We start from the raw sequence: 15,010 nt of genomic DNA on the forward strand, positions 1-15,010 counted from the left end.
CTTCATTTTCAAACTTGACCGCTTGTTGCACTAAATAATTGCCGATGAGTATACTTGAGACCATATACAAGTAAAGCAAGGGTAAATAACAGATACAGTTAGCGCGGCAAATGAGACTATTATCTACCAACTTTATAAGGACTATTTTGAATATGGGGGTGTTGCCTATCTACAAAAGAAAACCTCAACTTTTCGAGCTTGAATGAGGTTTTGTATAATTGGGCGAGTAATCTAGATTAAGGGTGAGCCTGAACCGAATTTAGGACTCCTGATCATAATTATTAGCAAATTGATGATTTGCGTCTCTGTGGCCAGCTTCATCTTGTCTAACCACAATAATAACGTCGCGAAGTCTTGCGTCTTTCGGCAAATTCCAATAGTCGATAGCAATATCAGGAGCCGGCACGTTTTCCAATAGACCACTGTCTACTGCAGCTAAATATTCGGTATAGCTATATACCGCTTCTTCTTCGAAATACCCTACTAGCCTATGCGCGGTTCGGCCAGAAACTACGTATAAAATGAAAAAACTAGCAAAGAAAAACCCTTGTGCAAGTATAATCAACCACCGCTCAAATAAGCTGGGCTGGGCAATTTTTATAAAGGTCATCAAATGCATGCGCTCATTTTCAGCTTCTTCAAGCAATGTATGAATCGCTTCTCTGTCGTCTTTCATTCGACGCAATGAGCGCATATGGCGCACCATGCCAGCAACCATGCCAGGCACAGCTGCTACGGTTTCAAGTACAACGGCACGATGCCCGTAGCGTTTCGCAAAAAAATGGTCGGCAAAAAAACGTAATAACTTAGTTAAGCGAAAGGCGAATCGATCAGAGGTGCCAGCCGGCATATGATGTTTACTAAGCGGATCTGCGACTTCTTTTTTGAATGAATATTCAAGTATTTGGCTCATGGTAATTACCCCTTTAATAACAAATTTAATAGGCGTTTTAAAACGTTTCTATCAGTCATAACAACTACTATATTGTAACTTAATTACGCGTAGGATATGCATTGTGACCCTTATGTTACGCGAGTTTCGCGCTGCTCCGTAAATAAATATTTACGTTAATTATTCATTAACAAAATAGTCCATAATAGGCGACATGCGCATAACAAAATGCACACTTTTTCATCAGTAAATAAGACGACATCTTTGATATTGAAAAGCATTGAGAGTTCGGGTAGATCAGACTTGTCTGACTGCAAGACAAAAGGCTATGTGAATGGTCGTAATGACCTTGTTGTGGGCGAAGATGAAAACATGCGTAAGTTCTCAGGTTCTGCTTATAAACTTAGTAATAGCGGTTTTTTTAAACCATAGAATAAGCGCGAGCCGCGTGATTTACGCAGACTACTGCTTTGAAAAGGATTTATTTTTTGCCAAGCCCAGTGCGGATCCAACAATCGGTTCGCGTTGATTATTTTCCTACTGTCGTGAGAGGCGCTCTTTCATCCAGCTAATTAATCCGCCACGAAGCAAGAACTGTACTTGTCGCGGTGACATGTCATGACGCACCTGAAACGTGTGCTGCTGAGTGACGTTTTCGACCACCAGTTCACCCCCCTCAGATAGCACGCGCCGAAGGTCAGTCAGGCGCAGCACGTCGCCGGCCTGAATCGCATCGTAATCAGCAAACTCGGTGAAGATCAGCGGTAACACGCCGAAGTTGATTAGGTTTTGCGCGTGTATTCGTGCAAAGCCCTTAGTCAAGACAGCGCGCAGCCCAAGATACTGCGGGCCTAGTGCGGCATGCTCACGGCTCGAACCTTGTCCGTAATTACTTCCTCCCACCACAACGTGACCCGGCATCTGCTTGGCTCGCTCGGCGTAGGTAGGATCAATTCTGTCGAAGGAGAACTCAGCAATCATGGGAATGTTGCTCCGAAACGGCAGCACGCGCAACCCTGGCGGCATTATCTCATCGGTAGACACGTCGTTCGCTGTCTTAAGTATCACCGGCACTTCAATCTCATCAGGCAGTGGCTCAAAGTTCGGCAGCGAAGCAATGTTAGGGCCCTTCACAAGGGCTACTTGCTGCGCCTCCTCAAGCGGCAACGGCGGCATAAACATCGCGCGGTTGATAATAGGATCATCTGGGTCTGCAATTCGAGGATAAGGGATGCCAAGTGTGCGTGGATCGGTGATCACGCCGGTGAGCGCAGACGCCGTGGCGGTCTCTGGGCTGACCAGACAAACCTTGTCCTCGCGCGTACCGGAACGACCGGGAAAGTTGCGCGGCACTGTACGCAAAGAAAGTTCATTGCTAGCCGGCGCCTGACCCATGCCAATGCAGCCATTGCAGCCAGCCTGATGAAGCCGTGCACCAGCGTGCAATAGATGAGCTACGTGTCCATCACGCACCAAGGTTTCAAGCTGCGCGCGAGAGGTGGGGTTAATATCGAACGAAACTCGGTCATTCACCTGCCGACCCTTTACCATCATAGCGGAAACAGCTAAGTCACGATAGCCGGGATTAGCTGACGAACCAATGTATGTTTGATAGATCTGCTCCCCCGCTACTTCGCTAACCGGACGCACGTTGCCCGGGCTGGACGGCATAGCGATCAGCGGCACCAAGCTGGCCAGATCGATCTCTTCATATACATCGTAGGTCGCGCCCTTATCGGCAACTAATTCGATCCAATCTTCTTCGCGCTGCCAGGCGCGTAAGAAACGGCGCACCTCCTGATCGGATGGGAAAACCGTACTGGTCGCGCCAAGCTCGGCACCCATGTTGGCGATCACGTGCCGATCCATCGCACTTAATGTGTCTAGCCCTGGTCCATAATATTCGATGATCCGGCCATGACCTCCTTCCACGCCGTGGCGGCGTAACATCTCTAGGATCACGTCCTTGGCGCTCACCCAGTCCGCCAAGATGCCGGTAAGCTTCACTCCCCAGACCAAAGGCATACGTGTAAAGAACGGTTCACCCGCCATTGCTAGCGCCACTTCTAGCCCGCCAGCGCCAATAGAAAGCATGCCAATAGCGCCGGCCGCCGGGGTGTGACTGTCAGAGCCAAGCAGCGTCTTGCCTGGCTTACCGAAATTTTCTTGGTGGCAGGGATGACTCACCCCGTTTCCAGGCCGCGAGTACCAGACGCCAAATCGCTGACATGCGCTGCGCAGAAAAAGGTGGTCGTCGGGGTTTTTGAAGTCCTCTTGAATGATGTTGTGATCAACATACTGGACGCTCACCTCAGTTTTCACTCGGTCCAGGCCCATTGCCTCCAGCTCAAGCATAACTAGCGTGCCGGTAGCGTCCTGCGTCAGAGTCTGGTCAATGCGGATACCAATCTCCTCGTTCGGTTTCATATCACCGTGCATCAGATGCGATTGGATCAGTTTCTGTGTGACGTTCATGTTCATGTTCATCCTCCCAAGTGCGAAAAGGTAGCGACCCCCACTCCATGTCGTGCCGTATAATATCTAAAACAGCTAAACCAGTATCGATCCAAAGCTATATTCTTGTCAAATGCCAATTGCAATAGCCAATCACTAGACTGCCTTGAACAATCTTTCAAGGTCTCGTTAGATGAATTTGCTTTTGTCCTGCGCTTTTGTCCTGCGCTTTTGTCCTGCGCTTTTGTCCTGGGTAAGTTTTTAGCAATATTGTACTTGCATATATTATTTATGAATAAAAAGGTACTTGTTTTGTCGTCAGTGTGGCATTAGAGTTAATACCATTCTATTTTTAAATATAATAATTGGATAACAAGTTATGAAAGTGCAGTCAGTTTTAGAGACTATTGGTAATACCCCGCATATTAAAGTTCAACGTTTGTTTGGAGATAAGCAAAACGTGTGGATTAAAAGTGAGCGATCAAACCCAGGTGGTTCAATCAAAGATCGTATTGCTTTGTCAATGATTGAAGCTGCAGAAAAAAGCGGCTTATTAAAGCCCGGTTCAACTATTATCGAGGCAACCTCGGGTAACACCGGTGTGGGTCTGGCGATGGTAGCGGCAGTAAAAGGCTATAAATTAATATTAGTAATGCCAGAAAGCATGTCGGTAGAGCGCCGTCGCTTAATGTTAGCCTACGGCGCAACATTTGCATTAACACCAAAGGAAAAGGGCATGAACGGTGCAATTGCTAAAGCAGAAATGTTAGTGGCTGAGACTCCAAACTCGTGGATGCCGCGACAGTTTGAAAACCCAGCCAACATAGATGTGCATGTTGATCATACCGCACAAGAAATTCTTGCCGATTTCCCCGATGGTTTAGATGCAATTGTGACAGGCGTAGGCACAGGCGGGCACATTACGGGTTGCGCGCGAGCGCTTAAAAAAGTATGGCCACAACTAAAAATATTTGCGGTAGAGCCATCAGCATCACCTGTAATTTCAGGTGGCGATCCTAGCCCACATCCTATTCAAGGTATTGGTGCAGGTTTTATTCCTAAAAATTTAGACATTACACTTTTAGACGGCACTATTAAAGTCGATGCTGACGATGCAAAAGACATGGCAAGACGCTCCGCAGCAGAAGAAGGCGTGTTAGTCGGTATTTCATCGGGTGCAACGCTAGCGGCTATTAGCCAAGTGCTACCTACGCTAGCGCAAGGGGCACAGGTGCTAGGGTTTAATTATGATACCGGTGAGCGTTATTTATCTATAGATGGATTTTTGCCGCAAGAATAATTATGAGCTTCGAAACAACAAATTAGCACTTATTGTCAACTTACACATTTTACTAGAAGAAAAAAAGGCATCGTGGAAGATGCCGCAAAACGCACTAGGGAAAACTAACAACTGCTAATGAAGCAATAACTATATTGAAATAGATCTAATCGGTTAAAAACTTGTGCCAGGCGGACCGTTTGGCACAAGGTGATATCGAGTATATGTGCCGGTAAATGGCTCTCATATACCGTGATAGTCATTTGTAGCGTGATAGCATTTAGCGTATTTACAGGCCTTTATGACTTCTATTAGATATGTAAGGTACACGTAAACAAAATTTACACTTGACGTCGAATCTAATACCCCCTAACCTTAATGCTAACGATTATCATTAAGGTTAGGAAATGAGCATGTATTTATACCAACTTGCCTGCTACGAGCGAGCAATACGAGCACAAAACCACCACCAAACACTCGATATTATAAACTGTTATTTCAATTCAGGCTTGCAGGCTGCGCAACAGTGTCAAACACCTGCAGCAAGGGAAAAAGTATATTTCAGGCTTCTACGTACCCTAGAAGAAACCATGTGTGACCTTCTTATGTCTGAACATTGGCGTATACACTGCTTCAGAGTTATTAAAATACTCACGCCGATTATTTTTGAGTTAGTAGACACCAAGCAGTATGAAGCTATTATGGCTAAATTAAATGCGCTAGCCACATACTTTTTGCCTACTCAACAGTTTCAGGCAGCAACTAGTGCTGCATCAACAAAAACGCCCCGTTGAACTACGCGTTATCCTGCTGCAATAAGAAAGCCCTTCAGCAACACTAAAAGCTGCCGAAAGCTGAATTTCGGTATATCATGTGTGCGAAACTCAATAGGACACATGATATTATGCGCGCATTTGTTACCACTATAGTGCTAGTCAGTTTCACTCTTAGTATTACTGCTTGTAACACTGCACCGCCGCTAAACGAAAGTATTGACGGATCACAGGTTCGCTTTCTAACCATACTGCACACTAACGATAACCATGGTCGCTTTTGGCACAATGAAAAAGGCGAATATGGAATGGCAGCGCGTAAAACGCTAATTGATGAACTTCGTAATCAAGCGCAGGCACAAGGGCATGCGGTCTTATTGTTATCGGGCGGTGATATTAATACTGGCGTGCCGGAGTCTGATTTACAATACGCCGAGCCAGATTTTAAAGGCATGTCATTGATTGGTTATGACGCAATGGCCCTTGGCAATCACGCATTTGACAATCCCCTTAGCGTGTTAGATTTACAACAAACATGGGCAAATTTTCCGTTTTTGTCGGCCAACATATTCTTTAAAGATAGTGGGCAAAATGCGTTTAAAGAATATGCAATCTTTCAGCAACAAGATTTAACCATCGCCGTTATTGGCCTTACCACCACCGACACCGCTAAAATAGGTAACCCACAATATATCAATAACTTAGAGTTTAGGGAGCCGATTCAAATCACGGCCGCACTCACACAAAGACTTGAGCAACAATATCAGCCCGATATTACCATTGCCGTTACGCATATGGGCCACTATGTAGATGCATCTTACGGCAGCAATGCCCCAGGAGATGTGACGCTCGCACGTTCTTTACCCAACAATACTTTGGATGTGATCATTGGTGGGCGTTCTCAAAAACAGGTATGTATGGCCTCCGGCAACATCAACGACGATAATTTTAAGCCTGGAATGAGTTGTAAGCCAGACCAACAAAACGGTACGTGGATCATGCAAGCCCATGAGTGGGGTAAATATGTGGGTAAAGCTGAATTTAAGTTTGCAGATGATCAGTTAACGTTGCTTGATTATAAGTTGTTACCGGTCAATTTATACCTTGATAAACCACAATCCGATGGCTCCATCAAATTAGAATTGGCCACGAGTTATATCCCCGCTGACACTGAGCTAAAAGCTTTTCTAATGCCCTTTCAAGCTAAAGGTGCTGCGCAAATTGAAGGTACGATTGGCTATGTAGATGCAAAGCTTGAGGGTGACCGGGATAAAGTGCGTGTGCAACAAACTAACTTAGCACGAGTGATCATCCAAGCACAAATGAATGTTGTCGGCGCTGATTTTGGTGTCATCAGCGGTGGTGGCATGCGCAACAGTATAGCGCTAGGAGAGGTTAGCTACAAAGATGTATTACAAGTGCATCCATTCAAAAACACAATTAGCTATATGGATTGGCATGGCCAAGCGCTATGGGACTACCTTGAAGTACTCACTGCTTTTGAGCCAGGCTCAGGCGCGTATTTGCAATACCACAAACTGAGCTTTGAACGCGAAAATGGCGTGCTTACTACTGTTTATATAGACGGTAAGCCATTTGATAAAAACCAAACATATCGAATGAGCATTAATAGTTACAATGCCGCAGGCAGCGACGGCTACGCAATCTTAGATCAACTTGCCGGATTTGTGAAAACCGAAGAAACTGATGCCCAAGCACTTAGACGCTTTTTTGTTGAAAATAGCCCCGTAAATGCTGCTGAATTCAGCCCTATTTAAGGTTGGTTAAGCGGTATTGGGGTGAAATTATTCACAGCAACCCTTTTTTCATGAGTACTCTATGCTTAATGTCTTGGGCGGTTGATTGACTCAAACCGCTGTCAAACCCTTCTTTTAGTAGAGCCCGCAAGGTGTTTACACTGGAGTTTGCTTTTTCTTCTCGGAGCAGGCGTAACGCTTCTCGATGTAAGAACTACTCTTATAAAAACTACATTTAGCAGTACATCAAAGCAAGTTTTGTCTAGGTAATTTGAGTGATAAAACGGTTTATCCATTCTTTCAAGCGGCTGTGCAATCACGAGCGATGCTGGTGCAACAAAAACGGGGAAACCTGTTCAATTTGAAATAATGCCAAAAACTAAAGCGACGATTATCTTTTTGGTAGTAGAGTCAAGAACCATGAGCATATTTCAACGCGCCAATATTCCAAAATAGTAAAACGTTGGGTGTCTAGCATTGGCGTCGATACTACTGCTTATGGAACGCACACGATGGGAAGAACTAAAGCACCGCTTATTTATAAGAAAACAAAGAACCTTCGGGCAGTCCAGACATTGTTAGGTCATCGCAAGCTAGAAAGCACGGTAAGTAGCGCGGCAGATACGATTTCTGTTGTAGCAGCAAGTGCAAATTCTGTGCCGGTAGCAAATGCCGGTAATGACCAAAATGTACCCGCGATTACTACTGTGTATTTGGACGGGAGTGGGAGTACCGACGCGGATGGCAATCGCCAGCAGGCTGTCGCGCGGGGCAAAGTCAAAAGAGGAAAAACAACATGAAAATGCCAAATAGCTAACTATCAAAATGTTCAAGATAACTTCAACATGTTCAAGCTTTTTCCCCATCTGATTTAACACTATTACGAATGCTAAAAAGATTCGGTTGCTCTTTATAAATCTCGTCGGCTACTTTTTCAGTAGCGATAATATCCATATCGCTGAATTGATTAAGCACCTTACCTATCTCCTTTAAATTTAGTCACTGTGACTAGAAAAAAAAGTGGGTGACATTTACCCAATTTTGACCCCTGCAAATTTTTCATGCTGCTAGGTATACCAAAATAAGATTACATTAACTTAATATACGTAATCTTTAATGAATACATTAATTTTGTATTAGTAACCTTATTAGATTACAATATTAAATTCTCTATTACAAATAGCACTTCTAACATGCCTATATCTAATACTAAAAAGTCTAGTAACACTGTTCGCTCAATGATTAAGGAGCAATATAAGGATATTGCAAACTCAGCAAGCGCTTTGAAAAAACTCCCAACAACACCGACTGAGGGTTGGATACGGAGCATTCGAAAAGCCTTAGACATGTCCGGTGCCCAATTAGCCTCAAAGCTGAACCTGAGTCGTAACCGTATTTCCGTGCTAGAGCGCAGGGAAGTTGACGGTGACATTACCATCAAGCAGTTAACCGAAATAGCACATCAATTAGGATGTGATTTAACCTATGCCTTGGTACCCAAAAAAGATATCAATCAGGCTCTAGAAGAGCGCGCTGAACAATTAGCAAAAATGCGCCTAGCGACTAACTCTCAAAACATGCTTCTAGAATCGCAATCGCTCACACCGCAAAAGAAAGCATTTCTGATTGAGGAATTAAAAAAAGAATTTCTACAGGCAGGTGGCCGTGCGCTTTGGAAAACCAATAAGGGCGAGACCGAAGCGTGAGCTTATTAACCGATAATCCAGACGGTGCAACACCGCTATCGCCAGACGACCTTATAGGTTTGAAGCTGCCGCATATCCAGTCCAATAGCCAGCTGAATGAAATTGAGGCGGCAAACATACTACAAGGCCAAGCTTGGGTAGCCAGCCACAATACACTTACCAGGGATGAGATATTTAGCCGTGAATTTGTTGTTGCACTGCATGAAAGCTTATTAGGTGATATTTGGACATGGGCTGGCACATTTAGGCAGCGCGGAGTAAATATTGGGGTCGATCCAGTCAATATCTCTGTCGATTTACATAACTTTCTTGAAGACGCAAAGTGCTGGGTAGAGTTTAATCACTTTACCCCTCTAATGCTTAATGCACGCATTCAACATCGGCTGGTACAAATTCACTGCTTTGCCAATGGTAACGGTCGCCACTCTAGGATTTTCGCAGATACAGTCACCATTTTTTTGCTGAAAAAAAAGCCATTAAAGTGGGCAAATGTCGAGCTTGAATACGTTTTAAATGAGCGAAATGCGTATATTGGCGCTTTAAGAAAGGCAGATGCTGGCGACTTTACTCACCTCGAAAGCTATCTGCTTAACATTGGTAATTAGTGACTACGACAAAGTCGCCTCGTATTAACAATCGTCAGTTGCAATACGTTTTCTGCAAGCTAGTCTGTTCACGACAACGAAAATTCTGGTACTGAAAATCAAAAACAATTTGCCCGTTTCTTTGCGAAATCTAATATGCCCCATTGCTCATGCCTTAGAAAAAGCTGCTTAACCAGGGTGTTCGAAAAAGGTTGACCACGTCATTACTGGGCGGTAGCGCAAACACGGCGGATGTGGGCAGATTAACGAACATTGGTAACGGAAGCTTGCTATAGGCCGCCTATAGATTTAGCAAAACCATGATGTTGGAAGAAATTAATTTTGTGTGGAAAATCACCTCAGTAGTATTGTACTTGGTATGACTACACTCACATGTAAACAGGCAGCCTTTCTAAAAGATAAAATCAGATTAACAAGGTAACAAAACACTGTTATTATATAAATGTTTTGTTAACTTAGAGCTGTTTGTGAAAAGTGATTTATTGAGGCTTCAAAAAGAGATGGTCTGTGCTATACAAAAAGGCCATACGGGATTTTTTAACACTAGTGATATTGCTTACTGGGTTAAAAAGAGCTCTCGTGATGCATTAACGTTATTTATTCATAACGCTATTAAAGCAGGTGTATTAGAGCGTGTGTGTAAAGGTGTGTATGTTGTTAGTATTTTCAAGCCATCTGGGGAAGGAACATTAGAAGCCTTAGCGAAAAAAATTAGAAGCGACTATTTTGTGTATGTTACCGCCGAAACCGAGTTATCAAGACTTGGGGTGATATCTCAATTGACGATGGGGTATTTAACGGCAATGACAAACGGGCGCTCAGGTGTATTTAAAACATCTTTTGGAACGGTCGAGTTTACCCACACAAAAAAGAACATTCACGCTGTAATGGACGATATTTGGTATGACACTGACACTGGCATACATCGCGCTAGAGAAGCGCTTGCGCTAAGAGATTTAAAACGGATAGGTAGGAATGTCGGTATGTTAAATGAAGGGCTTGAATGATGATATTGCCAATAGTGCAAAGTGTGTTGCAACAAAATCCAGAGTACTCTGGTTTCGAGAATGTGATAGAAAAAGAAATATTTCATCATGACATCATAAGTGCGCTTCACCAAAGTGGCTTTTTGGAAAATTTGACGTTTATAGGGGGGACCAGTCTTAGAATGTGCCACGGCTGGAATAGATTGAGCGAAGATCTTGACTTTAATGGCGGTATGGATTTCACGCCAGAGAAGTTTTCATCGCTAGCGAACATCGTGTCTGATGCATTATCAAAAAAGTACATGCTAGATATATCTGTCGCGCAGCCCAAGCCGATGAAAGGTGACACGGCGACGTGGCGAGTTTCTATAGAAAAAAATGCAGCAAAGCCAGGTGGTGCTAAGCAGAAAATTCATATAGACATTTGTCGTTATGAGACTATAAACCCTATCATGAAAACCACCATGAATTTCTACCCGTTCAAATCTCCAATAGAAGGTTTGCCAATCCCCTGTCAGTCCTTAGATGAAATATTAGTGGACAAAATCATTGCCTTTGCGATGAGGGAGTATAGCAATAGGGTCATTAAACCGCGTGATCTTTGGGATATTACCTTTCTCAATAATAGGCATGTTCAGCTAGATAATAATGTGTTGATGCAAAAGCTGTTGCAAAGGGGGGTTCCCTTTGATGTGTTTTTTGACAGGACGATAAGCAATCTCAACGGTGTTAATGTTAACGAGGAAATTAAACTAGATTTTCATAGGGAAATGTCAAGATTTGTATTGCCAGAGCTTGCGAAAAACACCTTGGAAAATGCGCATTTTTGGGGGGTAGTAAAAAATGCCGTCGCAGAAGTGGTGTCTTCCATAAAGAACCTAAATGACGCCCCGAAAACCCCACCTGAAATATAGAAGTAAGTATCATATAGCGGCATAAGTGAACATCGTTCTTGCGCTAAAACCTGATACCTAAACTTCCGCCGCGTTAGCTTATGTTAAATTATCAAACCCGAAGAGTTTGCGCATATTGAGCTTTTGCATTCTCGGAGGTACTGTCAAGTTATCGCAGACATCAGTAACTATCAGATAATCCAAGTATGAAAAACACTAAAATGTACGCGGATCTTCACCGGCGCTAACAATCGCTGTGAATTGTCTCACCAACCGGGTAGGCAACATGAACGGCAAATGCGGCGGTTTACATCACAAGGGCAGGCTCAACGATTTCTATCGTGTCATGGCATTGTAAATAATCTGTTTAGGCTTGGCCGCCATAAAATGCAAGCCGATAATGACAGGATACTGCGTGAACGAGCATTTAGTGAATGGACTAGGGTTAGTTGCGTCGAGAATTTGGCATGAACTACTGAAAATTCGTTCTTACCATCTTAATTCAATAAGTTGACAATGCCAGCGCTTGTATTAGGCAGTGCTCGTAATAAAGCTGGCAATAGTAATGCATTTGCATTACTATTGCTGGATAACATAAGTTAAGGATAAACAAATGCCACAATTACCTTTACAAACAGAGTCAACATTAACTGACCGTTACCAAACGACTGTGCCCAGTGTTGTGCGTAAAGCATTGCACCTTGGCAAAAAAGACAAGATTAAATTCACCGTTGAGTTAAATGGCAGTGTGACTTTATCGCGTGCTGAACAAAGTGATGCTGACCCCGCATTAAATGCCTTTCTAGAATTTTTAGGCAATGATATGCAAGCCCATCCAGAAAATATTCAAACGCTCAGCGCAGAAATGAAGCAAAAAGTTGATGAGCTAATTCAAGATGTTGATATTAATTTAGATGCACCGCTTAATGACGAAGACGATTAACATTGAGTAATAATAAGCCCATGATTGTTAACGGTTGGACACTTTACGCCCATCCCTTGTTCATCGAGCAATATCAATTGTTGACTGAGGAAGTTGAAAAACTCAAAACAAAAGACCCTAAAGCTTACGCGAAGAAAAACGCGACCAAGCGATTAGCCGCGATGCAGAAACTCGCGTTTGACATCATTCCTCAGGACCCAACTAAGGCCGAGTATCGGCAAGGCACGACACTTGGTGATAACAACAAACACTGGTTTAGAGCAAAGTTTTTTCAGCAGTACCGCTTATTCTTTCGATACCACCAAGCATCAAAGGTAATTGTTTATGCGTGGGTCAATGACGGATCCACAAAACGCGCCTATGAAAGTAAAAGCGATGCTTACAAAGTATTCACTAAAATGCTAATCGCTAGTAGTCCCGCATTGACGCGCTATACCTATGCAAGCTTATGAGCATTTCATGCGTCATGGATTAAGTCGTAACTATTGGCTAGAATTTATCTTTTTGTCTTACATTAACCATGAGGGTGGCGCTATCTTTCTTGGCGGTTACCCTGATATTCGTGAAAGTTTAGCGCACGGGGAGCTGTCTTCGCCAGAATCGTCTGGAATATGACTAATATCTTTCGTTATTTACCAAAACTTATTTCGCTGTATCTGCAACATTAGTTTGTTTGGTAAATGTGCTTTCAAGGGCTACTAGCTCACTGCGTTCTCGCGGAAGCACCGCTAACTCAAGCCCCATTAATGTGAAGTAAGCCTGGAAGCTGTCTAGTCTAGGATTGCCCATGTCGTTTTCAATATCACTTACTACTTGTCTACTTAAGCCCGTTAATTTGCAAACATTCGTCTGAGACATTTTAAGGGCATCAACTCTCAGTGCTTTACCAACCTCGCCCATCGTTTTAGTGCCAGCTAGCATATCACCCACTAGCTTTTGTTTAATTTCAAAGCGATCAACATCATGTTTGCGTTTCATGGTATTAACTCCCATTGCCCCAATTTATCTGTCAAATGTTTAAAACCCATTACCGGCATAGTTAAAATACTACTAGGGACACCTCGTTTTGCTAGCCGATCAGGTAAATTTTCAAGTTGAAGCGCCAGCTCACGCAGTTCATTTTTAAAGTAAGCCGGATCACCGTAAGCTGATAGTGACTCACACAAAGCTAACCAATTTATGTTTCCTGCCTGTTGGAACTCATTATTCCAATTTGTTGTTCTTGGAATGGTTTCAGGATCAGCTTTCATTGGAGCGAAGTCGTAAATTGGCGCTAAATATATTTTGTCGTCCTTTTTCAAAACTGACGTATTGCGGCCATGATTATCTGAATTACCAAACACTATATTTAAGAAATCACGTTTAAGGTATTGTGCAGCAAGCTCAGTTGCTGTCATAGTATTTATTACCGTGGCTAACTTTGCTAGTACGTCTTCATGTTTAAGATAGCTGCCAGATGCCGCGTTAACTAATGAGTAAACAGATTCAACACCATAGCGATGAACGGTACCTTCAACCATCTCCCTATCGAATCTAGGGAGCCAGAGCGAAGGGTTTCTAATCCCTTCATGTAATTCCATTGCATTAGTGCTTATCGTATTAAATCCAAGTGATGCCAATTCATGGTAATAGTGATATTCAGTACGTAAAATATCCTTATCTATTTCCCCTTGATTACGTGGAAATTTTACTAAATAATACCGATCCGTTGTGTTGTCATTTTGCTCAGTATCTACCCAAACTTCATTCAAATCATTTTGTCTTAATAGAACCTTAGGAGCGGCGCCGCCAGCACCCGTTGCACCACCTGATACTGCGCCACGCTGGCGGGAGTAATCAAGAAAATCAGTATCTCGCTCAATAGCTTTATCTTTGTTAAACCGCATCTGCTCTAATTGACCCACTTGTTCATTTAGAGCGGCTTCAATTGATTCCTTTATTCGCATATTGCCAATTGGTGCAATCGTACCTAGCGTTAATAGCGCTATATTTTGTTCCGATACGGGGCTGTTTTGCAGATTAAGCATATTTAGCCATATTGTTTGTGCATATCCCATCGGCATAATGTCTTCAAACACGGCTGGCCAACTTGAATAAGTCTTTGTGTCCATTGGATTTACACTGACCTTTGCGGTAAAGCTTCGTGATCCTGCCTCACCAAAATAATTAACCGCATAATCAAATAAGGGTTTCAGGGTTAGCTCGCTGAGTTTACCTAGTTCAGGCGAAGCAATGTCTATTTCAAATGCGTCTTGCCAACGGTTTTCATTAAATAGTTGTAGGGTCAATTTCATAGTTCACCTTGCAAAGCACAATGTCTAACATAACGTGCCATTAGCGCTGTAATTACAATACATTGTCTAATATAACGTACATATAATTTATTTTCAACATAATTCTGTCTAGTATAGTAGACATTTATTATTTGGCATCAGTAAGCTAATTATCAAAGTTGCCGGACGTTTACGCTTCAAGTTGCTGAATACGTCGATGCTCATCTGTTGTGGTGTTGGCTATGCCACGGCTTCGGAGGCCGAAGGTCATAAGCATAATTTGCAATTGGGGGTAAAGGTCGTAGCAACTTTTCTATGACCTGTGATATTATAATGCTCTCAAAATCGCAGCACCTTTAGCTCAGCTGGATAGAGTATTGGCTTCCGAAGCCAAGGGTCGCAGGTTCGAATCCTGCAAGGTGCGCCATTTTTTGTCTTTTTGACTATCT

15 protein-coding genes, 1 tRNA gene and 2 pseudogenes are annotated in these 15,010 nt (G+C 43.2%); 13 read left to right on the plus strand and 5 right to left on the minus strand.

The genetic code is table 11. The features are described 5' to 3' along the window. Positions 1-259 precede the first annotated feature (259 nt). Together GPUN_RS13420 and GPUN_RS13430 are read right to left on the minus strand one after the other, a co-directional pair. Complete coding sequence (locus GPUN_RS13420) at positions 260-913, minus strand: alternative oxidase (RefSeq protein WP_006007752.1); 654 nt, start codon at positions 911-913, stop codon at positions 260-262. 516 nt (positions 914-1,429) lie between these two features. Next, positions 1,430-3,373: an aconitate hydratase gene (locus tag GPUN_RS13430; RefSeq protein WP_040521167.1), complete on the minus strand. Its 1,944-nt coding sequence runs from the start codon at positions 3,371-3,373 to the stop codon at positions 1,430-1,432. Between the two features lie 352 nt (positions 3,374-3,725). Between GPUN_RS13430 and cysK the strand changes: the two genes are divergently transcribed. From cysK to GPUN_RS13460, 6 genes and pseudogenes are all read left to right on the plus strand, one after another. Next, positions 3,726-4,646: a cysteine synthase A gene (cysK, locus tag GPUN_RS13435; protein WP_006007760.1), complete on the plus strand. Its 921-nt coding sequence runs from the start codon at positions 3,726-3,728 to the stop codon at positions 4,644-4,646. A gap of 392 nt (positions 4,647-5,038) precedes the next feature. After that, the gene (locus tag GPUN_RS13440) at positions 5,039-5,419 is read left to right on the plus strand and encodes a hypothetical protein (RefSeq protein WP_006007762.1); all 381 of its coding nucleotides are present in this window, start codon (positions 5,039-5,041) and stop codon (positions 5,417-5,419) included. 110 nt (positions 5,420-5,529) lie between these two features. Continuing rightward, positions 5,530-7,176, plus strand: a complete 1,647-nt coding sequence (gene ushA / locus GPUN_RS13445) for a bifunctional UDP-sugar hydrolase/5'-nucleotidase UshA (RefSeq protein ID WP_006007764.1) — start codon at positions 5,530-5,532, stop codon at positions 7,174-7,176. A gap of 286 nt (positions 7,177-7,462) precedes the next feature. Beyond that, positions 7,463-7,763 (plus strand): annotated as a pseudogene (locus GPUN_RS14845) (tyrosine-type recombinase/integrase); the annotation flags it as partial. A gap of 585 nt (positions 7,764-8,348) precedes the next feature. Then, complete coding sequence (locus GPUN_RS13455) at positions 8,349-8,861, plus strand: mobile mystery protein A (protein WP_006007768.1); 513 nt, start codon at positions 8,349-8,351, stop codon at positions 8,859-8,861. After that, positions 8,858-9,466: a mobile mystery protein B gene (locus GPUN_RS13460; protein ID WP_006007769.1), complete on the plus strand. Its 609-nt coding sequence runs from the start codon at positions 8,858-8,860 to the stop codon at positions 9,464-9,466. The genes GPUN_RS13455 and GPUN_RS13460 overlap by 4 nt, the downstream gene beginning before the upstream one ends. 34 nt (positions 9,467-9,500) lie before the next feature. Here the strand turns inward: GPUN_RS13460 and GPUN_RS14820 are convergent, their stop codons facing one another. Continuing rightward, the gene (locus GPUN_RS14820) at positions 9,501-9,596 is read right to left on the minus strand and encodes an Arm DNA-binding domain-containing protein (protein ID WP_081483983.1); all 96 of its coding nucleotides are present in this window, start codon (positions 9,594-9,596) and stop codon (positions 9,501-9,503) included. A 337-nt stretch (positions 9,597-9,933) separates the two neighbouring features. Between GPUN_RS14820 and abiEi the strand changes: the two genes are divergently transcribed. From abiEi to GPUN_RS14430, 6 genes and pseudogenes are all read left to right on the plus strand, one after another. Continuing rightward, positions 9,934-10,473 carry a type IV toxin-antitoxin system AbiEi family antitoxin gene (gene abiEi / locus GPUN_RS13465; protein WP_006007771.1) on the plus strand — a complete coding sequence of 180 codons (540 nt, stop codon included), beginning with the start codon at positions 9,934-9,936 and terminating at the stop codon, positions 10,471-10,473. Continuing rightward, on the plus strand, positions 10,470-11,366 hold the full coding sequence (locus tag GPUN_RS13470) for a nucleotidyl transferase AbiEii/AbiGii toxin family protein (protein WP_051987359.1): 897 nt from the start codon (positions 10,470-10,472) through the stop codon (positions 11,364-11,366). Before abiEi ends, GPUN_RS13470 begins: the two co-directional genes overlap by 4 nt. A gap of 225 nt (positions 11,367-11,591) precedes the next feature. Then, positions 11,592-11,816: pseudogene (locus tag GPUN_RS14690) on the plus strand (IS6 family transposase); the annotation flags it as partial. Between the two features lie 142 nt (positions 11,817-11,958). Continuing rightward, complete coding sequence (locus tag GPUN_RS13475) at positions 11,959-12,288, plus strand: type II toxin-antitoxin system PrlF family antitoxin (protein WP_006007776.1); 330 nt, start codon at positions 11,959-11,961, stop codon at positions 12,286-12,288. 20 nt (positions 12,289-12,308) lie between these two features. Continuing rightward, entirely contained in the window at positions 12,309-12,740 is a 432-nt protein-coding gene (locus GPUN_RS13480; protein ID WP_006007779.1) for a type II toxin-antitoxin system YhaV family toxin, read from the plus strand. A 7-nt stretch (positions 12,741-12,747) separates the two neighbouring features. Beyond that, positions 12,748-12,903 (plus strand): hypothetical protein, encoded by a 156-nt coding sequence (locus GPUN_RS14430; RefSeq protein WP_006007780.1) that lies wholly within the window; start codon positions 12,748-12,750, stop codon positions 12,901-12,903. 27 nt (positions 12,904-12,930) lie between these two features. On the opposite strand, the gene GPUN_RS13485 is transcribed toward GPUN_RS14430, so the two are convergent. Then, on the minus strand, positions 12,931-13,266 hold the full coding sequence (locus GPUN_RS13485; protein WP_006007782.1) for a helix-turn-helix domain-containing protein: 336 nt from the start codon (positions 13,264-13,266) through the stop codon (positions 12,931-12,933). Then, on the minus strand, positions 13,263-14,582 hold the full coding sequence (locus tag GPUN_RS13490; RefSeq protein ID WP_006007785.1) for a type II toxin-antitoxin system HipA family toxin: 1,320 nt from the start codon (positions 14,580-14,582) through the stop codon (positions 13,263-13,265). The genes GPUN_RS13485 and GPUN_RS13490 overlap by 4 nt, the downstream gene beginning before the upstream one ends. A 329-nt stretch (positions 14,583-14,911) precedes the next feature. Here GPUN_RS13490 and GPUN_RS13495 point away from each other — a divergent pair. Then, positions 14,912-14,988 (plus strand) — tRNA-Arg (locus GPUN_RS13495). Positions 14,989-15,010 lie beyond the last annotated feature (22 nt).

It is taken from the genome of Glaciecola punicea ACAM 611 (assembly GCF_000252165.1).
Taxonomy (GTDB): Bacteria; Pseudomonadota; Gammaproteobacteria; order Enterobacterales; family Alteromonadaceae; genus Glaciecola; species Glaciecola punicea.

Excerpts from the sequence above, each read along its gene's own strand:
- GPUN_RS13490 (WP_006007785.1), bottom strand. The coding sequence starts at position 14,582 with ATGAAATTGACCCTACAACTATTTAATGAAAACCGTTGGCAAGACGCA.
- GPUN_RS13430 (WP_040521167.1), bottom strand. The coding sequence starts at position 3,373 with ATGAACATGAACGTCACACAGAAACTGATCCAATCGCATCTGATGCAC.
- cysK (WP_006007760.1), top strand. The coding sequence starts at position 3,726 with ATGAAAGTGCAGTCAGTTTTAGAGACTATTGGTAATACCCCGCATATT.
- GPUN_RS13485 (WP_006007782.1), bottom strand. The coding sequence starts at position 13,266 with ATGAAACGCAAACATGATGTTGATCGCTTTGAAATTAAACAAAAGCTA.
- GPUN_RS13455 (WP_006007768.1), top strand. The coding sequence starts at position 8,349 with ATGCCTATATCTAATACTAAAAAGTCTAGTAACACTGTTCGCTCAATG.
- GPUN_RS13470 (WP_051987359.1), top strand. The coding sequence starts at position 10,470 with ATGATGATATTGCCAATAGTGCAAAGTGTGTTGCAACAAAATCCAGAG.
- GPUN_RS13440 (WP_006007762.1), top strand. The coding sequence starts at position 5,039 with ATGTATTTATACCAACTTGCCTGCTACGAGCGAGCAATACGAGCACAA.
- GPUN_RS14430 (WP_006007780.1), top strand. The coding sequence starts at position 12,748 with ATGCGTCATGGATTAAGTCGTAACTATTGGCTAGAATTTATCTTTTTG.
- ushA (WP_006007764.1), top strand. The coding sequence starts at position 5,530 with ATGCGCGCATTTGTTACCACTATAGTGCTAGTCAGTTTCACTCTTAGT.
- GPUN_RS13475 (WP_006007776.1), top strand. The coding sequence starts at position 11,959 with ATGCCACAATTACCTTTACAAACAGAGTCAACATTAACTGACCGTTAC.
- GPUN_RS13480 (WP_006007779.1), top strand. The coding sequence starts at position 12,309 with ATGATTGTTAACGGTTGGACACTTTACGCCCATCCCTTGTTCATCGAG.
- GPUN_RS13420 (WP_006007752.1), bottom strand. The coding sequence starts at position 913 with ATGAGCCAAATACTTGAATATTCATTCAAAAAAGAAGTCGCAGATCCG.